Raw genomic sequence first — 19160 nt, 5'->3', positions numbered from 1 at the left:
CGCAAGTCAGGACAATCGGTCCAGAATGTCGCGGGCAAACCTAGCGAGAGTGTCGTCCCGCGCACCCATCACCACGATGCGGTCTCCGGGACGGACGATTTCCACGATCCTGTCGGCGCAGTCGGCACGCGATGGTACATGCTCGGCAATCCCGCCGTGCTCGCGGATCATCGTCACGATCTGTTCGGACCCAACCGAGCGGTCCACCGTGCCGCCGAAATATACCGGATCGCACAGGATCGTGATGTCGCCGGGCGAGAGGCGTGTCGCCAGAACTTCGGCCAGTTCATGCCCCATCTGTCGCAGGGGGCCGTAACCGTGCGGCTGAAAGAACGCAATCACGCGCCCCGGATGGACCTTTAGCGTGGCGAGCGTTGCGGCAACTTTCTCAGGGTTATGCCCGAAATCGTCGATCACCGTCACGCCCGAGGCAGACGTGCCGACAATGTCGAACCGGCGGGCGAGGCCTGCAAACCCGGCCAGTTGCGCCACGGCCTCATCGACCGGGATTCCGGCAGCAGAGGTAGCAGCGATCGCCGCCAGCGCATTGGAAAGGTTGTGTCGTCCCGGCACCTGGAGGGTGAGCGCATGGCTCGAACCATCGCGCCGGTCGAGCATCCGTGCAGAAATGCTTGTTGGCCCTTCGCTTATGCTGCCTTCCTCAACCGAGATCTGCGCATCTGCGCCAAAGCCGAAGGTTACCGCATGGCTTGCTTGCCCGATCAGGTCCATGCTCTCGGCATCGTCGGCATTGATCACCGCGACCTTGGCCCGAGCGATGAAATTACCAAACAAGGCCCGCAGTTCCTCGAGACTCTTGTGATCGAGACTGACGTTGTTGAGCACGGCGACTTCGGGATCATAGAGCGCGATCGACCCGTCGCTTTCGTCCACCTCCGAAACGAATGCCGGGCCGTGGCCTACGCGGGCCGAGGCAAAGGGGGCATCGGGGGCGACGAAGTTCTTCATCACCGCGCCGTTCATGATCGTCGGATCGCGGCCCGCACCCGTCAGTATCCAGCCGATCATTCCTGTGACCGTGGACTTGCCGCTCGTCCCGCCCACGGCAATCCCCTGGGGCGCGGCGTTGAACAGGGCGGAGAGCAGTTGCGCACGGCTCATCCGGCTGCAGCCCAGTGCCTTGGCGCGGACCACTTCGGGCACGGTGTCCTCCACCGCGGCAGAAGCGACAAGGATCTGTTCCGCCGAGGTGATCCCCGATCCGTCCTGCGGGAACAACGCAAACCCCAGGCTTTCGAGCCAGCCGAACTTCTCCGGTGTCCGCCCCTGATCGCGGCTGCGGTCGGACCCGGCGACCTTCGCGCCCATGCCGCGCAGGATCAGCGCCAGCGGAAGCATCCCAGATCCGCCGATGCCGCAGAAAAACCATTCACGCGTGGCAAGTTCGTTCGGGTCAAGGGACGGTGGGGGTGCGGCGTCGGTCATGCCTATCCGGTATGCGCCCGCGCCGCCGGTGACAACCACCCGATTGCCGCTTTTACCGCATGGACGAAACCGGCTAGGGATGGGCCGTGACCCGACGCATCGCCATTTGCGCTCCTTCGACGCCGTTCACCCGCGATGACGCAGCTCGCGTGTCGGCCCTTGCTCAAGCGGAGTTTCCCGCGCTCGAACTTGTCTTTCACGACCAGTGCTTTGCCAGCGAAGGCCACTTTGCCGGACCAGACGCCCTGCGTCTTTCAGCGTTCGTCGAATGCGCCAACGATCCCGCCTTCGATGCCGTGTGGTTCGTGCGCGGGGGATATGGTGCCAACCGCATCACGATGGATGCGCTCCCGCTGCTGGAGGCCGCTGCCTACGACAAGCAGTACCTCGGCTATTCCGATGGCGGCACGCTGCTTTCCGCCCTTTATCGGGCGCGTATCGGTCGCTCAGTGCATGCGCCCATGCCGGTAGACCTTCGCCGCGAAGACGGCGAGGCCGCTGTGCGCCGCACGCTCGGTTGGCTCTCAGGATCGCGTGAAGGCCTCGAACCTTCGCTTTCGGACGGCAGGCCGGCGGTTGCTTTCAACCTGATGACGCTGGCCATGCTCTGCGGGACACCGCTGCTGCCCGATCTGTCAGGTCACGTCGTGATGGTCGAGGAAGTGGCGGAGTATCACTATGCAGTGGACCGCCTGCTATTCCATGTGACGAACTGCCTTGGCTCCACCGGCATGGCGGGCCTTCGTCTCGGTCGCGTCAGCCAGGTGCCCGAGAATGACCGGCCTTTTGGCTGCGAGGTCGAGGAGATGACCCGCTATTGGTGCGCCCGGACCGGCATTCCGTTCCTGGGGCCAGCCGACATCGGCCACGACATTGGCAACAAGATCGTCCCGTTCGGGCTTGCCTGAAACGGGCGGCGGCAATAGGGCGCGCGACCAATGTATCAGGGCGCGAAACAGGAGAGTTCGATGCGAGCATTCGTTTTCCCGGGGCAGGGCAGCCAGAAGGTCGGCATGGGACTGGAGCTTGCCGAGGCTAGCGCAGTCGCGCGCGAAGTGTTCGAGGAAGTCGACGATGCGCTCGGGCAGAAGCTCTTCCAGATCATGAAGGAAGGCCCCGAAGACGCTCTCACACTTACCGAAAATGCCCAGCCCGCGATCATGGCCAACGCCATCGCGGTGTTGCGCGTGCTCGAACGCGAAGGCGGCATCACGCTTGCCGAAAAGGCCGATTTCGTCGCCGGGCACAGCCTCGGCGAATACACCGCGCTCTGCGCCGCCGGAGCCTTCAGCCTTGCGGACACGGCTCGCCTGCTCAAGCTGCGCGGCCAGTCGATGCAGGCCGCCGTGCCGGTCGGCCAAGGCGCGATGTGCGCGCTGCTCGGTGCCGACATCGAAAAGGCTACCGCCCTGGCCGAAGCTGCCGCAGAAGGCGAAGTCTGCACCGTTGCCAACGACAACGATCCCACTCAGGTAGTGCTCTCGGGCCACAAGGCCGCGATCGAGCGCGCGGTTGCCATGGTCAAGGACCACGGCATCAAGCGCGGCGTGCTGCTGCCGGTCTCGGCCCCGTTCCACTGCCCGCTGATGCAGCCTGCGGCAGATGCGATGGCCGAGGCCTTCGAAAAGACGCCGCCTGCCGCCTTGCGTGTAGCCCTCTTCGCCAACGTCACCGCATCAGTCGTGACGGACCCTGCCGAAGTGAAGCGCCTCCTTGTCGAACAGGTCACGGGACGCGTCCGCTGGCGTGAAAGCGCGATCGCTATGAAGGACGCAGGCGTGGAGCAGTTCGTCGAACTGGGAGGCAAGGTCCTCGGCCCCATGATCAACCGCTCGGTCGCCGATGTCTCCGTCACCAGCGTGATCGGCATGGCCGACATCGAAGCCATTCTCAAGGAGCTCTGAGCCCATGGAAAACCGCCTTTTCGACCTCAGTGGCATGACCGCACTCGTGACCGGCGCGGCCGGTGGTATCGGTTCTTCGATTTGCCATGCGCTGGCGAAGCAGGGTGCCCGCATTGCTCTGTCCGGCACCAACCCGGCCAAGCTTCGCGCTTTCCGCGAGGAACTGAACGACACTTACGGTCACGATCACGTCGAGATCACGTGTGACCTGTCGAATACCGAGCAGGTCGAGCATCTCGTGCCCGCTGCGATGGATACGCTCGGCAAGCTCGACATCCTTGTGAACAATGCCGGCATCACGCGCGATAACCTTGCCATGCGGATGAAGGACGAGGAGTGGGACGCGGTTATCCGGGTCAACCTCGAAGCCGCGTTCCGCCTGATGCGCGCTGCCACCAAGCCGATGATGAAGGCCCGCTTCGGCCGCATCGTGACCATCACCAGCGTCGTCGGCGCAACCGGCAACCCCGGTCAGGTCAACTACGCTGCGGCCAAGGCGGGTCTGGTCGGCATGTCGAAGTCGCTGGGGCAGGAACTCGCCAGCCGCGGCGTCACGGTCAACTGCGTCGCCCCCGGCTTCATCCGTACCGCGATGACCGACGTGCTGCCCGATGGCCAGAAGGACGCGCTCAACGCCCGCATCCCGATGGGCCGGATGGGTGAGGGATCAGACATCGGCGCCGCCGTGGCTTACCTCGCCTCGAAGGAGGCCGGGTACGTCACGGGCCAGACCCTCCACGTCAACGGCGGCATGGCGATGATGTCCTGAGGGGCCTCCTGAGACCTGCCAAAGGCTGATTCTGGCGGTTTTATCCCCAACTTAGGGGACAAGGGCGGGGCCGGTGCTTGCCGAGCCCCGCCTCTGCTTTAAGACAGATGGTCCGAACCATACGCCGGGGAGCGTGATTCCCCGGTTCAGCCATATTCACGGGGGCAGGCCGTCGGCCCACTCCCCGGGGGGATCGAGACGAGAATGAAGGCGACGATCGAACGCGCGACGCTCCTGCGCTGCCTGTCCCACGTCCAGTCGGTGGTCGAACGCCGAAACACGATTCCGATCCTGTCGAACGTGCTGATCGAGGCTGCGCCCGATGGTACCGTTCGCCTGATGGCGACGGACCTTGATCTGCAGATCGTGGAATCGATGGCCGCCGTATCGGTGGAATCGGCAGGCGCGATCACCGTCTCGGCGCACCTCCTGTTCGACATCGCACGCAAGCTGCAGGACGGATCGCAGGTCAGCCTGGAAACCTCAGAAAACCGCATGATCGTCAAGGCGGGCCGCAGCCGTTTCCAGCTGCCAACTCTTCCTCGCGACGATTTCCCGGTGATCGTTGAAGGTGACCTTCCGACCAGCTTCGAAATCCCGGCGCGCACGCTGGCCGAATTGATCGACCGCACGCGCTTTGCGATCTCGACCGAAGAGACGCGCTACTACCTCAACGGCATATTCCTCCACGTCTCGGACGATGCCCAGCCGGTACTCAAGGCTGCCGCCACCGATGGTCACCGTCTGGCTCGCTTCACAATTGCGCGCCCGGATGGCGCAGAGGGCATGCCTGACGTGATCGTCCCTCGCAAATGCGTCGGCGAGTTGCGCAAGTTGCTTGAAGAAGTGCTGGATTCGGCCGTGCTGATCGATCTGTCGGCCAGCAAGGTACGCTTCACCCTGGGCGGCGAAAACGGCGTAGTGCTGACCAGCAAGCTGATTGACGGTACTTTCCCGGATTACAGCCGCGTGATCCCTACCGGAAACGACAAGTTGCTGAAGCTTGACCCGCGCTCTTTCTTCGAAGGCGTCGATCGCGTGGCGACTATTGCCACCGAGAAGACCCGTGCGGTCAAGATGGCGCTCGAGACCGACCGCGTCACGCTTTCGGTGACGAGCCCTGACAACGGCACCGCTGCTGAAGAACTGCCCGCAAACTACGCATCGGCGGGATTCGAGATCGGCTTCAACGCCAATTATCTCAAGGATATCCTCAGCCAGATCGACGGCGATACGGTCGAACTGCATCTTGCCGATGCCGGCGCGCCCACGCTGATTCGTCGCGATGAGAAGTCGCCCGCGCTCTACGTACTAATGCCGATGCGCGTCTAATTGTGTGTTACACCTGCCCGAAAGGGCAAGGTGTTGTAATCGCAGTTCAACATAGTCTATGTATGTTGCTGACCAATTGCCGAAGGTTAATTGCCGATAACCTTCCGAACAGTATTGTCCCACTGTTTCCCCTTTCGAACATGTTCACGCCCACGTGCGATTGTATCGTGACGAGGAGCAATGTTCATGGCGCACGACATCACCGATCAGGACATTTCGAAGAAGCTGAATTTCTTCAATATCGGCAGTGAGGACATAGCCCGCTTTGGTTCGCTGGGTCGCGCGATGGCGAGGCATGCGCCCGCTGCGCTTGATCAACTCTACGAACAGATTGCAAACACCCCCGAAACGGCGAAGTTCTTCGGCTCGCGCCAAACGATGCGTCACGCGCGTGACAAGCAGATCGAGCATTGGGCCGGCATGTTCGGTGGAACTGTTGATCGCAGCTATTTTGAGAGCGCTGAGCGCGTAGGCAATGTTCACGCCCGCATCGGCCTGGAACCGGGATGGTACATCGGCGCCTACGCCAGCGTGCTGGAACGCATCATCGACAAGATGTTCTCGGGGTCGGGCAGTATTCTGCGCCGCCGCAAGGTCGGGGCAGAAGTCGCTTCGATGGTGAAGATGGCATTGCTCGACATGGAGGTTGCCATCTCGGCATATTTCCGCGTCGAAGAGGCCGCCCGTGTTGCCGTGATCGACGAGGTCAGCTCGGCATTGCAAGGTATGGCAGAAGGCGATTTCGCGACGCATGCCCCCGAACTGCCCAAGGCATTCGCGGAATTGCAGCGCCACCTTGATGAAATGCGGCGTCAAGTCTCGGGCGCGCTTGGAGATGTGGCCGGAACCTCCAGCGCCGTGGACGTCGGTGCGCGCGAAATCCGCCAGGCCTCAGACGATCTTGCTCGCCGGACCGAGCAGCAGGCAGCAAGCCTCGAAGAGGCATCCGCCGCCATGACAACGCTGGCCGCTACGGTGAAGACAACCGCTGACGATGCCTCCCACATGCATGACTCCGTGCAACAGGCGCACGGTGAAGCGCTCAAGGGCGGGGCAGTCGTCAGTGAGGCCGTTCAGGCAATGAACGACATTCACCATTCTGCGCAGGAGATTGGCAAGATCATCTCGGTGATCGACGGGATTGCCTTCCAGACCAATCTTCTCGCTCTCAACGCCGGGGTCGAGGCTGCTCGCGCCGGTGATGCCGGACGTGGCTTTGCCGTCGTCGCTACAGAAGTGCGCGCGCTCGCTCAGCGCACGGCGGACGCGGCGCGCGACATCAAGCATCTGATCACGGCGAGTTCTACCCAGGTCGAACGTGGCGTCAGTCTTGTCGGCCAGACCGGCGAGACATTCGACCTGATCGTCGAGCAGGTCGGTCATGTCGCGAGGCTCGCAAGTAGCATCGCCGCCATGGCGCAGGAACAGGCAGGTAGCATCGGTCAGGTTCGCGAGACGGTGCGCGAGATGGATACCATGACGCAGCAGAACGCCGCCATGGTCGAAGAGGCGACCGCGGCTGCTCGCAGCCTTGCGGGCGAGGCTACGCGCCTGTCTTCACTGGTCGACCGCTTCCGGCTCGAAGGCGGCGCCGAGGCCAGGTCACCCGGCCTGCGCCACGCCGCCTGATCTAGCCCTTCATTCGGCGGCTTCGAGCAGTTCCGCGCGCTGCGGTCCCCGGATCAGCCCGCCCGGCGTGGCGCCTGTCCACTCGCCCTTGCGGAAAGTCACCTTGCCGCCCTTGATCGTGTAGTCATAGCCTTCCGCTTTCTGGAGCAGGCGCTTGCCGCCTGCCGGAAGATCGAAGGCCAGCCACGGCTTGAGCAGTTTCAGGTTCTCGAAGTCGATCACGTTGATGTCGGCAAGATAACCCGGCGCCAGGATGCCGCGATCATCGAGGCCGTAAAGCCGCGCCGTGTCGTGGCACTGCCGCTTCACTGCGTGCTCCAGGCTGATCCGGCCACCCCGCTTGCGCTCGCGCACCCAGTGTTCGAGCATGAAGGTCGGGCTGGCCGCGTCACAGATAGTGCCGCAGTGCGCGCCACCATCGGAAAGCGAGTTCACCGTATCGTCCGAAGCCTGCAGCGCCTCGAGGAAATCGAGATTGCCATCGGCATAGTTGAGGATCGGCAGGTAGATGAACCCCGTGCCATCGTTTTCCATCAGTTTGTCATAGGCATAGGCGTCGGGCGAGACACCCGCCGCCTTAGCGTGGGCAAGAATGCTGGCCTCGGCTTGTGGTTCGTAGTCGAACCCTTCGTCCATCACGAACTGGTTGTGCCACCCTTGCGAGATCATCATCAGCAGTCCGATGATGTCACTCTCTGGATAGACGTTGGCTTCCGACAGGACCTTTTCACGGAAGGCCGGGTCCTTGAGGTTTGCGAGCTGTTCGTCCCATGGGAGGTCGGCAATCGCCGCGTAGCTCGGGCGGAAACGGAAAGGATGGATGGTCCCCTGCCAGGCCATGATCACGCCGTTACCTCGCAGCGCGATCTGCGCGACGATGTTCGCCCCTTGCGCGTTCTGGCGGCGCATCTCCGCGATCTGTTCTTCCAGCGGCAATTCCTTGGCGATCGACTGGAGCGCGGCGTAAGTCACGGGCAGGCCGGTTTCGCGGCTCAATGCCCCCATCCAGCCAAACTCGTCCCATTCGCGCTTCATGTCCGATGCCATCTCGAACACGCCATGCCCAACACGCCCCATGGCACGGCCGATCTCGATCAGTTCCTCGGCGGTTGCCGTGGTGCCCGGCACGACTTCCCCGTCGACGGACTTGTGTATCACGGTGCGGCTCGTCGAGAAACCAAGCGCTCCGGCGCGCACGCCTTCCTCGACGATTTCGGCCATCTTGCGAATGTCCTCGTCGGTCGGAACCGCGCCCGGCTTTTCCCGATCGCCAAGAACATAGGCGCGCACGGCCCCATGTGGGACGTGCGTGCCGATATCGACCGCGCGCGGCATCTTCTCAAGCGCATCGAGATATTCGGGGAAGGTTTCCCAGTCCCAGGTCATCCCTTCGGCAAGCGCCGTGCCAGGAATATCCTCGACGCCTTCCATCAGGCCGATCAGCCAGTCGTGACGATCAGGCGCGGCAGGCGCAAAGCCGACACCACAGTTGCCCATGACCACGGTTGTCACGCCATGCCACGAAGATGGCGCCATTTCCGCGTCCCAGGTCGCCTGCCCGTCATAGTGGGTGTGAACGTCGACCCAGCCCGGCGCAACCACGCGCCCGCTCGCGTCGATCTCCTCGGCGGCATCGCCACGGATTGAGCCGACAGCAGCGATCAGTCCGTTCTTCACGGCTACGTCGCCGGTGAAGCGCGGCGCGCCGGTGCCATCGACGATCGTGCCGTTGCGGATGATGAGGTCATAGACAGCCATCGGCCTGCTCCTTCTCCCACGCAGGCCGACTCACCTAGTCAACCTGTCGCATTAATCGTTCGATTAAGTCAGAGCTTTGGCCCGGGGTCAATCGGCGGTCGCATAACCGTCAGTCGTGACCGCTGGCCCGGATCATTTCCTCGACGTCGACAAACTTTTCGCGCGGCGAATCGTCACGCGCGCGCTGCTCCTCGGCTTGCTCGATCTTCTTCCAGTCGTCGAAGCTGACGACATCGAGCTTTCGCGCTGCGGCCAACTCGTCGAAGCCTGCCCGCCCGGCCTTGCGGCCCGCATGGGGTAAGTCTTCGGCAATCATTTCCACCACGCCGAATCCGTCCGGCCGGTTGGTACCGATGGTCCCCGAAGGCCCGCGCCGCGCCCAGCCGACGCAATAGAGCCCCGGCAGAATGCGCCCCGCGTCATTGGCAAAGCGTCCGGCACGATCATCGAACGGCACGCCCTCGATAGGCGAGGTCTGGTATCCGATGCATGACACCACCAGATCCGCCGGAATTTCGTAGAACTCGCCCGTCCCCACCGCGCGCCCTGCCTCGATCCGCGTGCGCTCCACGGCAATCGCCCGCACCTTGCCTTCGCCGAGCAATCCGCGCGGCGCACCGAAGAAATCGAACTCCACTTCAAGCGGCAGGTCGGCACGGTGGCTTTCAGGTATGGCCGCGAAGGAGCGCAAGTGCGTTACCGACTTGCGGATGCCCGGCTCAAGCAGCGCGTCTTCCGCTTCCTCGGGCAGGTCGCGCGGATCGACCGACGGGGCGGTTCGGGAAAGGTGTCCAAGCTCGCCCAGTTCCTTGGGCGTCATCATGATCTGGTGCGGTCCGCGCCGGCCGAGGATCACGATCCGCCGGATCTTCGACGCCATCAGCCCTTCCAGCGCGTGGGCAACGATGTCGCTGCCGGCAAATTCGTCGCGCGTCTTGGCCAGGATCCGGGTGACGTCGAGGGCGACATTGCCCATGCCGATGACCACGGCGGTATGCCCGGAAAGATCGGGATCAAGCGCGGCAAACTCGGGGTGACCATTGTACCAGCCTACGAAGGCCGCACTGCCGAACACGTTCTTCAGGTGATCGCCAGGCACGCCGATGTCACGATCACGCGGCGCACCTGTTGCCAACACCACCGCATCGTAAAGCTCCCGCAGTTCCGCAATCGAAACATCGCTTCCGACTTTCACATTGCCTACGAAGCGCACGTTGTCCGCCAGCGCGGTCTGCTCGTAGCGGCGGGTCACCCCCTTGATCGATTGGTGATCGGGGGCAACGCCGAACCGGATAAGTCCGTAAGGTACCGGCAACATGTCAAAGATGTCGATCAGGACATCGTCGCCCCACTGCTTCTGGGCGGCCTCTGCGGTGTAGTACCCGGCCGGTCCCGAACCGACGATCGCGATATGCCGCATGGCCTCTCCTCAGCCTGATCGAGTCTTTGCGCGATGCTATCGTCTGACCGGCAAAAGGAAAGCGGCGAGAGGCAGGTGTCTTTCAGGTGTGGTGGATATCCTCGTCGAGAAAGCCGCGCAGCTTCTCGATGAACCGGTCGCGCTGAGAGAGCATGAACAGATGCCCGCCGCCCTGAAACATCTCGATCCGGCTGTGCGGAATGGCGTTGTGCAGGAAATGCGCGTTGGAAGGGGGGACCAGTTGGTCCTCCTCGTCGGCCATGACCATGACCGGCATGTTGAGGAGTGGCAGGAACGGAACGCTCGACCAGCCCGCAAAGGCCATCATCTGGTAGGAAAAACCGAGCGGCGAGGGCGCCTTGGCGGCATTGAGCGATACCTTGCCGCTGCCGCCACCATTGTAGATCGAAGCGAGATTGCGCTTGAGCGTTCTCTCGACCGTGTATTCACGCGGGTCGGCAAGGTGGGCCAGAATCGAGGGGTTGCCGGGCACCATCGTAGCGCCACCTGAAGCCGTGGCAGCCAAAACGATGCGGCCAGTGCGGGCGCGGTGCTGGAACGCGAACTGCTGGGCCAGCGCGCCACCCCAGCTGATGCCGAGAATGTCCACCTCGTCGATGCCCAGCCGGTCAAGCAGCGCTGCGGTGGTCAGCGCCATGCTCGGAATGGTGTAGGGCAGGATCGGATCGGGTGAGCTGCCGATGCCGGGCATGTCGAAGCAGATCACTTCGCGCTCGGGCAGCGCACGGGCAAGGGGTTCGAGCATCTCGAGATTCATGCCGATGCCGTTCAGCATCAGCAATGGCCGGTGTGCGCTTCGCTTGCTCTCATGCCACTGCGCAAGGTGCAGTCTGCGTCCGGCGACGCCGATCATTGCCATATCAACTGTATCCGACACTGGACCCCCACGTTCCGCCAGGGGCCTAGCACCTTCGCAGTCGCAGCAAAAGGACCTGAATGGAGAGAGCTTAACGCTTTCTCAAAGCCCGCCGTTGCACAAGGCGGGCATGTCTGCAGAAGTACCCCCCGAAACAATACTTGAAGGAGCCAAACGCGATTTTGCCCGCACCCGGCGGCGCGAGCGCGTATCCGCTCCGGCGAGCCGCGAAGCGGGGGCAAGCTTCCTGTTCGGCAGCGATCCGACGAATCGGCTGGTTGCGCCGGAATGGCCGCAGATGGCCATCCCGATGCTGCTGATCCCGATCGCGATTGCCGCCTACAATCTCGTCATTCCGCATACCCTTGCCGCACTTCTCGCCGTTCTGGGGGCGATTGCCGCCCATCTCTCTCGTCTGGCTGTCCGCGCGGAAGAGACCCGGCAGATGGAAACCGGTCAGCGCATGATCGCGATGGGCCTTGCCGTCGCGCTGCCGATGTTCCTGTTCGGCTCTGCCATGGGCGTTTGGGGCAGTTCGGGGCAGGTTAGCTGGTTCGACTGCTTGGTGGCAGTCGCCACGGTCTCGCTTCTTGCAACCGTCGTTCAGTCCGGTCGGCTTGTTGGCGTTCTTGCTTCGCAGGTTTCGATCTGGTCCGGAATAACTTGCGTCGCCAGCACCTTCGGCGGTTACTTCTCGCTTGCGATAGGCGTTGTCATTGCCATCGTCGCCTATCTGCGCCAGCGCGAGATCGACCTGCTCCTGCGCGAAAAGGTCGAGAGCGACCAACGCGCGCAAACCCGCGCGCAGGAGATTCTGGCTGATTACGAGGAGACCGGGCAGGGCTGGTTCTGGGAAACCGACCGGCGCGGCCAGTTGACCTATCTGTCCACGCCGGTTGCCGAAATCCTCGGCCGCAAGGTGTCGGACCTGATCGGACGCCCGTTCTCCGAACTGTTCAACCTGACCGAGCAATCGGGCGAGGGCGAGCGTACGCTGGCATTCCACCTTTCGGCCCGTTCCAGCTTCAGCGAACTGGCGGTCCGCGCGGCAACCTCGGACGAGGAACGCTGGTGGTCGATCACCGGCAGGCCGACTTACGATACCTTCAACAATTTCACCGGCTTCCGTGGCTCGGGCACCGATCTCACCGAAAAGCGCCGCTCGCAGGAGCACGCCTCTCGCCTCGCGCATTTCGATTCGCTGACCGGCCTGTCGAACCGCTTCCGCATGTCGCAGACGCTGGAGAAAATCCTCCTTGCCCCGCAGGTCCATCACCGGGCCTGCTCGGTCTTCCTGCTCGATCTCGACCGTTTCAAGCAGGTCAATGATACGCTTGGCCATCCGGCAGGCGATGCCCTGCTCAAGCAGGTCGCCCAGCGGCTTGAGCGCGTTGTCGGCAAGATGGGCCGTGTCGGACGTCTCGGTGGCGACGAATTCCAGGTGATCCTGCCCGGCAAGATCGAGCGTGAACAGCTCGGTCATCTGGCCCAGCGCATCATCGAGAGCCTCTCACAGCCCTATTCGATCGAGGGTAGCCGCGTGATGATCGGCGCCTCGGTCGGAATTGCAATCGTGCCCGACGATGGCGTGACCAGCGAAGCCTTGATCCGCAACGCCGACCTAGCGCTCTATGCCGCAAAGGATGGCGGGCGCGGTCGCTACCACTTTTACGCCGCCGACCTCCACAGCGATGCCGAAGAGCGTCGCCAGATGGAGGAAGACCTGCGGGATGCGGTCTCGAACGGCGGTCTCGAACTCTATTACCAGCCAGTCGTCCAGACATCGACCGAGAAGATCACCGGCTTCGAGGCGCTGCTGCGTTGGAACCACCCCGAGCATGGCTGGATCAGCCCGACCCGATTCATCCCGATTGCTGAGGACACCGGCCTCATCGCTCCCATCGGCGAATGGGCCCTGCGTACCGCCTGCCAGGACCTCTCGCGCTGGCCCGAGAACGTGCGCGTCGCGGTTAATGTCTCGCCTCTGCAGTTCGCAAATCCCTCGCTGCCTATCGTCGTCACCAATGCGCTGGCAAGTTCGCAGGTTGCCGCCGAGCGCCTTGAATTGGAAATCACCGAAAGCGTGTTCCTCAACGACGACGAGGGCACCGACCAGATGTTCAAGTCGCTCAAGGCCATCGGCGTCCGCCTCGCGCTCGACGATTTCGGAACCGGCTATTCCTCGCTTGGCTACTTGCGCTCGGCGCCGTTCGACAAGATCAAGATCGACCAGTCCTTTGTGCGTGGCGCAACCCAGCCCGGCAGCCGCAACGGCGCGATCATCGCTTCGATCGTGAGCCTTGCCGAGGCACTTGGCATGGAAACCACGGCAGAGGGCGTCGAAACGCTCGACGAACTCGATCTCGTCCGCATGCTCGGCTGCAGTCATGTGCAGGGTTACATCTACGAGCGCCCGCTATCGGCCATGAATGCGGCCGCGCGCCTGTCTACCGGACTCATGGCGATCGCCCAGGGCCCACGCTCTTCCCGAGCCGCGCGGCAGTCGATGCTCCGCAAGGTCGTGCTTGATCACGGCGGCCACCGATACAACGCCATGGTCCGCAACATCAGCCAGACCGGCGCGCTGATCGAAGGCTTGTGGAACGTGCCACCGGGCACGATCTTCCGCGTTCTGCTGGCCGACAATCACGCCGTCACCGGCACCTGCCGCTGGTCGAGCGACGATCGCATGGGCGTCGAGTTCTCGATGCCGCTGCGCCTCGATGAAGGTGGCCGCATCGCAGCTGTCGCCGGAAAACCACCGGTGACTTCAGATCCCGAAGCTGTCGTCCAGCGCAAGGTCGGCTGAGACTGATTACCCCAGTGCGGCCTGTTTCTCTTCTGCCAGGCGGTCGAGTTCGGCGCGGCTCTTCTTCTCCGCAGCCGTCTTGAGCTGGCCACAGGCCGCATCGATGTCGCGCCCGCGCGGCGTGCGCACCGGAGCGCTGATCCCTGCGTCGAACACGATCTTGGCAAAGCTCTTGATCCGCTCGGGGCTGGAGCATTCGTAAGGCGCGCCGTCCCACGGGTTGAACGGGATGAGGTTGACCTTGGCCGGCAGCTTGTACTGCTTGATCAGCCGCACCAGCTCGCGCGCATCCTCGTCGCTGTCGTTCTTGTCCTTGAGCATCACGTATTCGAACGTGATGCGCCGCGCATTCGATGCGCCGGGATAGTCGGCACAGGCCTGAAGCAGTTCGTCGATGCCGTACTTGCGGTTGATCGGCACGATCTCGTCGCGCACGTCCTTGGTCACCGCATGGAGCGAGACGGCAAGGTTCACGCCGATCTCTTCGCCCGCACGCGCCATCATCGGTACCACGCCACTGGTCGAAAGCGTGATACGGCGCTTCGACAGGGCAAGACCGTCGCCGTCCATCACCAGCTTGAGAGCATCGCGCACGTTGTCGAAGTTGTAGAGCGGTTCGCCCATGCCCATCATCACGATGTTGGTGAGCAGGCGGCCATCCGGGGTGTAGGCGCTGGCAGCATCCTCATCTTCGTCATCGAAGTCGAGCCCGGCCATCGTGCCGCCGGCTTTCGGCCACTCGCCCAGCGCATCGCGTGCCAGCATGACCTGGCCGACGATCTCGCCCGGTGTCAGGTTGCGGACCAGTCGCATCGTGCCCGTATGGCAGAACCGGCAGTTGAGCGTGCAGCCGACCTGGCTTGAAACGCACAGCGTTCCACGGTCCGCATCCGGAATGAACACCATCTCGAAGTCATGGTTGTCGGCCGTGCGCAGCAGCCATTTGCGCGTGCCATCGGTCGAAACCTGAGCCTCGACGATCTCGGGCCGTCCGATCACGAAGCGCTCCGCCAGCCATGGGCGCATTGTCTTGGCGATGTCGGTCATTCCCTCGAATTCCGTCACGCCGCGATGGTAGAGCCAGTGGAACACCTGCTTGGCGCGCAGCTTGGCAGCCTTCTGATCCAGCCCAGCCGCTTCGAATAGGCCTGCAATCTGCTTCTTGGGCAGACCGATCAGGTCGACCCGGCCATCCTCGCGCGGCGTCACCTCGCGCGGAACAGGCACGGGATCGAAATGCCCTGCGATGGGCATGTTGGCGGGCAGGGAGGGGCTGGGATCGATCTGGCTCTGCATCGCGCGCATATAGTGATTCGTCACCTCAAGAGCAAACCGGCTGCAATGAGGCCCGCGCGAACGCTTCTAGGACGGCATGGTTCCCGCTTTCCACCTTGCCTATCACTCCGAGCATCGCAATTTATGTGGCTCAAATGTCACGGTTTTCTGTTGTGTGAGGTTCAGGAAACCGGATGCAGTTCCACTCATTCAACCGGTCACTGTCGGGTCGCAAAGATAACAGAACCGGCAGGAAGTTTTCGAATGGAGTGAGACATGAAGAAGATCTGCGCAATTCTCGCCGCTGGCACCGCCATCGCCGCCGTTCCTGCGTACGCGCAGGACGCCACACCCGCCGAGGCGTTCAGCGGCTTCCACGCTGAGGCACTTGTCGGTTACGACCACAACCGCTCGGGCAGCACCGAGGACGTTGACGGCGACCGTGACCTCAAGCAGTCGATCGACGGTGTCGAGTACGGCGGCGCAATCGGTTATGATATCCCGCTCGGCACCAACCTGGTTGTCGGCGCCGAATCTGAGATTACCGACAGCAGCGCCAAGTGGGACAACAACAACAGCGAGCCCAATGTGTTCAACCTGGGTCGCGTCGAAGCTGGTCGCCAGTACTACTTCGGTGGCCGTCTTGGCTACGCGATGAGCCCGAGCACCATGGTTTACGTCAAGGGCGGCTACAGCAACGCCCGCTACAACCTTCAGGGCACCAACGGCACCACCAACTTGCGCCAGCGTCTCGACACGGACGGCTATCGCGTCGGCGCGGGTGTCGAGCAGAAGGTCGGCAGCAACGCCTTCGTGAAGCTCGAATACAAGTATGCCAACTACAGCAAGGGCGAATTCGACTTCAACGGCAACACGCCGGACTCGAGCCGCTTCAACATCGACACCGACCGTCACTCGGTGACGGCAGGCGTCGGCGTGCGCTTCTAATCGTCACCCCAGAAGCAAAAAGGGAAGGGCGGGCCGCAAGGCTCGCCCTTTCTTTGTTACCGCCCACACCCCAGCGCCGCCGCATCCATCGCCGATGCCGCGCCTTCCAGCATATAGCGATCCCGGAACGACCGCCCGTCTGCGCCCTTGGCGATCACCACCATGCTGCGCGCACTGCGCATTTGCGCGACGATCCCGGCGTTGGCGGTCTGGTCCACCGGCCAGGCATCGGCCTGCCCTGTCTGCAGCGCGAAGTTCGCTTCCGGGAACGAGACGATCACCTTCGACCCCGCCGCCAATCGCCGCGCAAGCCGCACGTGAACTGCCCCACGTATTCCCCGCGAAGGCCAATAGCCCACGGTGAAATAAGGCTGGAAGGCCTGTTCGCGCGCCGGCATCTTCTCGGCCATGGCAATCGCATAGCAACGCGGCACGCCCGGATCACGGAACGCGCCCCATTTGCCGAACACGCCCAGGCTGTCGCGCGCCATCGCCGTTCCCGAAAGCGCAAGGATCGCCAGAAGCAGCAGCTTCCTCACGGTTCATCCCTCTTCGCGCCATCAAGCAACCGGGCCGCCCGTTCCGCCTCCTGAGCGTCACGCAGCTTCTCGCCCTTGGTCCGTCCGAACTTCGCCCGGTTGGCCTGCGCCTCCACCGCACGTGCATCGCGCGCCTTGGATTTGCGAACGGTCCGAAGGTTCACGACATCGCCCATCAGGCGTGTTCGATCCCGCGTTCAGATCCGAACAGCACGGTTTCTGCGCCATTCTCGACCAGCGCGATGGAGCCTTGCATCAACGAAGGTGCAATCGGCGCGCCATGGACCGGATGAACCGGATAGCCCGCCATGATCCCGCGTAGAACCCGGCTCGAAATGCCGTGCATCACCACGATATGATCGCTGCTGGTTTCTTCCAGCCCTTCGATCCAGCGGTTCAACCGCGCTGCGATCATCGGATAGTCCTCGCCATCAGGCGCCGGGCGCAGCAAATGGTCTTCCACAACGATCGGGCCGACTTCATCCTCCACGTCGCTGTAGGACCGGCCGCACCACGAACCCATGTCGATCTCTTTCAGATCCATCGTGCGGCGCCCGGTAAACCAGTCGAGGCCCAGTTCCTCGGCGATCAGCGCCGCCGTCTGCAGCGCGCGCCCGGTGTCGGAGATATGCAGCGTCACGTGTGGCCGCTCACCCAGTTCGCGGCGCAAGGCCATGCCCATCGCCACGGCCTGTTCGAAACCCTGCCGCGTCAAAGGCGTGTGCATCGTGTTCGATTGCAGGCGCGCGGCGGCGTTATAGACCGTCTCGCCGTGACGCATGATGAAGAAGCGACCGGGTTTCATGGGCAGGGCTTTAGCCTGCTGCGTCGGGATAGGAAATGCTCATGATTTCCCACTCCTTCTCCCCCGAAGGCAGCCGGACGATGCGCAAGTCACCGACCCGCGCCCCGCGCAGGGCCTTGGCGATGGGCGCGCTCCAGCCAATCAGGTTGTTCGACGCATCCTGCTCGTCATCGCCGACCAGCGTCAGCATGCGGCGGTTGTCGTCCTCATCGGCAATCTCCACCGTCGCGCCGAACAGCACGCGCGTCCGATCCTCCTGCGCTCGAGGATCGACCACCCGCGCCGCCTTCATCCGCCGCGCCAGAAACGCCAGCTCCCGATCGATCTCCCGCATCCGCTTGCGCCCATAGAGATAATCGCCGTTCTCCGACCGATCCCCGTTCCCCGCCGCCCAGCTGACGATCTCGACAATGGCCGGACGCTCGGTGCCGAGCAAATGATCGTAACGCGCGCGCAGGGCGGCAAATCCGGCGGGGGTGATGGGGTGACCGTCAGGTTTCATGGTGCGCTTGTGAGCGATGCTGTCCACCGAAACAACAAATCCTCCCCTTTTTTCCGCAGGACAAATGGGGAGCGGGAGTGCGCGCACGGCGGTTGGTGGAGGGGCAGAAGACCGTTTGTCAATTCGATCAAGTTCGGGGCAACCCGTCGCACTCAACTGTCGATGATAAGGTGCATTGGATTGCTTGTGAACCGCTAGCATATCGAAGTTAGTTTACCTGTTGGACTGTTCGATGGAAAACCGCTAAAAAGCTTGATCAAGAGAAAATTTGAGATTTGTTTCATGATATTTTTGAAAATAATAGCGCTATCTACCGCTGTAATGATGTCGAGGTCGAGCGACATGGAGCGTTCATTGGGGCCGGCAGTCCGGGTCACCCAAATGAGCGAAGCTCAGCCCGTGTTGAATTCAGCGAAAACTAAGCCAATGCCTCTTGACCCTGAGGTTGTCGAAGCATTCAAAGTTTACTTAGATTCGGAAGACTTGAATCAACTTTCCATTTTTGTTGATTCGAGAACTAGTGTTATTGGGGGTTTCTTAGATAGGAGGACAAGAAAATTTGAGAAACAGTATAATGATTTTGGAGTTGGGGGATTAATATCAATTCGATCTAAATTCTCTGGAAACATAGATCTCCCCAGATCAAAAAACTGCAAAATTTCCGGAAAAGAAAAAATGACTATTATGTGTGTATCCAATCCAAAGGATAAGACAAAGAAGTCTGGTGTTCTCGTTTTTGGTGAGAGGCGCAGAATATATTTAGTGCAGTTCATTGATGGAGGCTTTTAACCGTACCGAGAAAGCTCGCGCTCAGAGCCTGATTCGAAATTATCCTTCGTAAATTCATGACCTTGCGATGCGGCGGGTGAAGAGCTGGATCGAGGCGATAAACAGCCATGCGGTTGCCGAGGCGATGGTTTGCTCGAAGTCCTTGGCGAGACGGCGGTTCCGATTCAGCCATGCCAGCGTCCGTTCGACGACCCAACGGCGTGGAAGGACCACGAAACCCCTTGCGGTATCGGACCGTTTGACGATCTCGAGGGTCCATCTGCCGATCCGGCTCAGCGCCTGCCGGAGTTTGTCGCCAGCATAGCCGCCATCGGCAAACACATGGCGCAGCCACGGGAAGCGCTTGATGATTTCGGTC

The 19160-nt window shown here is 62.2% G+C and carries 18 protein-coding genes; 8 read left to right on the top strand and 10 right to left on the bottom strand.

Features of this window, described 5'->3' with window-relative positions:
• Window positions 1-6: 6 nt before the first annotated feature.
• On the bottom strand, window positions 7-1446 hold the full coding sequence (locus IQ25_RS12670) for a UDP-N-acetylmuramate--L-alanine ligase (protein WP_144906384.1): 1440 nt from the start codon (window positions 1444-1446) through the stop codon (window positions 7-9).
• 86 nt (window positions 1447-1532) lie between these two features.
• On the opposite strand from IQ25_RS12670, the gene IQ25_RS12665 reads away from it, so the two are divergent.
• The 5 genes from IQ25_RS12665 (at window position 1533) to IQ25_RS12645 (ending at window position 7080) form a co-directional block, all read left to right on the top strand.
• Window positions 1533-2354 (top strand): LD-carboxypeptidase, encoded by an 822-nt coding sequence (locus IQ25_RS12665; protein WP_144906383.1) that lies wholly within the window; start codon window positions 1533-1535, stop codon window positions 2352-2354.
• Window positions 2355-2414: 60 nt separating this feature from the next.
• Window positions 2415-3350, top strand: a complete 936-nt coding sequence (fabD, locus tag IQ25_RS12660) for an ACP S-malonyltransferase (RefSeq protein WP_144906380.1) — start codon at window positions 2415-2417, stop codon at window positions 3348-3350.
• A 4-nt stretch (window positions 3351-3354) separates the two neighbouring features.
• A complete protein-coding gene (gene fabG, locus IQ25_RS12655; protein WP_039334779.1) occupies window positions 3355-4119 on the top strand; it encodes a 3-oxoacyl-[acyl-carrier-protein] reductase in 765 nt (254 codons plus the stop codon).
• 204 nt (window positions 4120-4323) lie between these two features.
• A complete protein-coding gene (gene dnaN, locus IQ25_RS12650) occupies window positions 4324-5451 on the top strand; it encodes a DNA polymerase III subunit beta (RefSeq protein WP_144906378.1) in 1128 nt (375 codons plus the stop codon).
• Between the two features lie 186 nt (window positions 5452-5637).
• On the top strand, window positions 5638-7080 hold the full coding sequence (locus IQ25_RS12645) for a globin-coupled sensor protein (RefSeq protein ID WP_246415774.1): 1443 nt from the start codon (window positions 5638-5640) through the stop codon (window positions 7078-7080).
• 9 nt (window positions 7081-7089) lie between these two features.
• Here the strand turns inward: IQ25_RS12645 and IQ25_RS12640 are convergent, their stop codons facing one another.
• The 3 genes from IQ25_RS12640 to IQ25_RS12630 all read right to left on the bottom strand — a co-directional run bounded on the left by IQ25_RS12640 (window position 7090) and on the right by IQ25_RS12630 (window position 11138).
• The gene (locus IQ25_RS12640) at window positions 7090-8838 is read right to left on the bottom strand and encodes an N-acyl-D-amino-acid deacylase family protein (RefSeq protein WP_144906374.1); all 1749 of its coding nucleotides are present in this window, start codon (window positions 8836-8838) and stop codon (window positions 7090-7092) included.
• 109 nt (window positions 8839-8947) lie between these two features.
• Entirely contained in the window at window positions 8948-10258 is a 1311-nt protein-coding gene (locus tag IQ25_RS12635) for an FAD-dependent oxidoreductase (protein ID WP_144906372.1), read from the bottom strand.
• Window positions 10259-10340: 82 nt separating this feature from the next.
• Window positions 10341-11138: an alpha/beta fold hydrolase gene (locus IQ25_RS12630; RefSeq protein WP_246415773.1), complete on the bottom strand. Its 798-nt coding sequence runs from the start codon at window positions 11136-11138 to the stop codon at window positions 10341-10343.
• 127 nt (window positions 11139-11265) lie between these two features.
• On the opposite strand from IQ25_RS12630, the gene IQ25_RS12625 reads away from it, so the two are divergent.
• Window positions 11266-13944 (top strand): EAL domain-containing protein, encoded by a 2679-nt coding sequence (locus IQ25_RS12625; protein WP_144906370.1) that lies wholly within the window; start codon window positions 11266-11268, stop codon window positions 13942-13944.
• Between the two features lie 6 nt (window positions 13945-13950).
• Here IQ25_RS12625 and rlmN read toward each other — a convergent pair whose 3' ends face one another.
• Complete coding sequence (rlmN, locus tag IQ25_RS12620) at window positions 13951-15249, bottom strand: 23S rRNA (adenine(2503)-C(2))-methyltransferase RlmN (RefSeq protein WP_144906368.1); 1299 nt, start codon at window positions 15247-15249, stop codon at window positions 13951-13953.
• Window positions 15250-15495: 246 nt separating this feature from the next.
• Between rlmN and IQ25_RS12615 the strand changes: the two genes are divergently transcribed.
• Entirely contained in the window at window positions 15496-16167 is a 672-nt protein-coding gene (locus tag IQ25_RS12615) for an outer membrane protein (RefSeq protein WP_144906366.1), read from the top strand.
• Between the two features lie 56 nt (window positions 16168-16223).
• Here the strand turns inward: IQ25_RS12615 and IQ25_RS12610 are convergent, their stop codons facing one another.
• The 4 genes from IQ25_RS12610 to greB are packed head-to-tail and all read right to left on the bottom strand — an operon-like array spanning window position 16224 to window position 18013.
• Entirely contained in the window at window positions 16224-16706 is a 483-nt protein-coding gene (locus tag IQ25_RS12610) for a hypothetical protein (protein WP_144906364.1), read from the bottom strand.
• Entirely contained in the window at window positions 16703-16882 is a 180-nt protein-coding gene (locus IQ25_RS12605; protein ID WP_144906362.1) for a DUF4169 family protein, read from the bottom strand. Before IQ25_RS12605 ends, IQ25_RS12610 begins: the two co-directional genes overlap by 4 nt.
• The gene (locus IQ25_RS12600; protein WP_144906360.1) at window positions 16882-17511 is read right to left on the bottom strand and encodes a phosphoglycerate mutase family protein; all 630 of its coding nucleotides are present in this window, start codon (window positions 17509-17511) and stop codon (window positions 16882-16884) included. Before IQ25_RS12600 ends, IQ25_RS12605 begins: the two co-directional genes overlap by 1 nt.
• Window positions 17512-17521: 10 nt before the next feature.
• Window positions 17522-18013: a transcription elongation factor GreB gene (gene greB, locus IQ25_RS12595; RefSeq protein ID WP_144906850.1), complete on the bottom strand. Its 492-nt coding sequence runs from the start codon at window positions 18011-18013 to the stop codon at window positions 17522-17524.
• A 381-nt stretch (window positions 18014-18394) separates the two neighbouring features.
• Here greB and IQ25_RS12590 point away from each other — a divergent pair, with 381 nt between their 5' ends.
• Window positions 18395-18802 (top strand): hypothetical protein, encoded by a 408-nt coding sequence (locus IQ25_RS12590; RefSeq protein WP_144906358.1) that lies wholly within the window; start codon window positions 18395-18397, stop codon window positions 18800-18802.
• A 54-nt stretch (window positions 18803-18856) separates the two neighbouring features.
• Here IQ25_RS12590 and IQ25_RS12585 read toward each other — a convergent pair.
• Window positions 18857-19160: transposase (locus IQ25_RS12585; RefSeq protein ID WP_144906356.1), on the bottom strand; the 304-nt coding region annotated here is incomplete at its 5' end.

The organism is Novosphingobium taihuense (assembly GCF_007830315.1).
Classification (GTDB): Bacteria; Pseudomonadota; Alphaproteobacteria; order Sphingomonadales; family Sphingomonadaceae; genus Novosphingobium; species Novosphingobium taihuense.
The sequence above is the reverse complement of the archived record's forward strand: the minus strand, read 5'-3'. Positions and strand labels throughout refer to the sequence as shown.

Bases quoted from the DNA above. Each gene is read 5' to 3' on its own strand.
- IQ25_RS12625 (WP_144906370.1), top strand. From the start codon at position 11,266: ATGTCTGCAGAAGTACCCCCCGAAACAATACTTGAAGGAGCCAAACGC.
- IQ25_RS12605 (WP_144906362.1), bottom strand. From the start codon at position 16,882: ATGGGCGATGTCGTGAACCTTCGGACCGTTCGCAAATCCAAGGCGCGC.
- IQ25_RS12590 (WP_144906358.1), top strand. From the start codon at position 18,395: ATGAGCGAAGCTCAGCCCGTGTTGAATTCAGCGAAAACTAAGCCAATG.
- rlmN (WP_144906368.1), bottom strand. From the start codon at position 15,249: ATGCGCGCGATGCAGAGCCAGATCGATCCCAGCCCCTCCCTGCCCGCC.
- fabD (WP_144906380.1), top strand. From the start codon at position 2,415: ATGCGAGCATTCGTTTTCCCGGGGCAGGGCAGCCAGAAGGTCGGCATG.
- IQ25_RS12635 (WP_144906372.1), bottom strand. From the start codon at position 10,258: ATGCGGCATATCGCGATCGTCGGTTCGGGACCGGCCGGGTACTACACC.
- greB (WP_144906850.1), bottom strand. From the start codon at position 18,013: ATGAAACCTGACGGTCACCCCATCACCCCCGCCGGATTTGCCGCCCTG.
- IQ25_RS12640 (WP_144906374.1), bottom strand. From the start codon at position 8,838: ATGGCTGTCTATGACCTCATCATCCGCAACGGCACGATCGTCGATGGC.
- IQ25_RS12630 (WP_246415773.1), bottom strand. From the start codon at position 11,138: ATGGCAATGATCGGCGTCGCCGGACGCAGACTGCACCTTGCGCAGTGG.
- IQ25_RS12645 (WP_246415774.1), top strand. From the start codon at position 5,638: ATGGCGCACGACATCACCGATCAGGACATTTCGAAGAAGCTGAATTTC.
- IQ25_RS12670 (WP_144906384.1), bottom strand. From the start codon at position 1,446: ATGACCGACGCCGCACCCCCACCGTCCCTTGACCCGAACGAACTTGCC.
- IQ25_RS12600 (WP_144906360.1), bottom strand. From the start codon at position 17,511: ATGAAACCCGGTCGCTTCTTCATCATGCGTCACGGCGAGACGGTCTAT.
- IQ25_RS12615 (WP_144906366.1), top strand. From the start codon at position 15,496: ATGAAGAAGATCTGCGCAATTCTCGCCGCTGGCACCGCCATCGCCGCC.
- dnaN (WP_144906378.1), top strand. From the start codon at position 4,324: ATGAAGGCGACGATCGAACGCGCGACGCTCCTGCGCTGCCTGTCCCAC.
- fabG (WP_039334779.1), top strand. From the start codon at position 3,355: ATGGAAAACCGCCTTTTCGACCTCAGTGGCATGACCGCACTCGTGACC.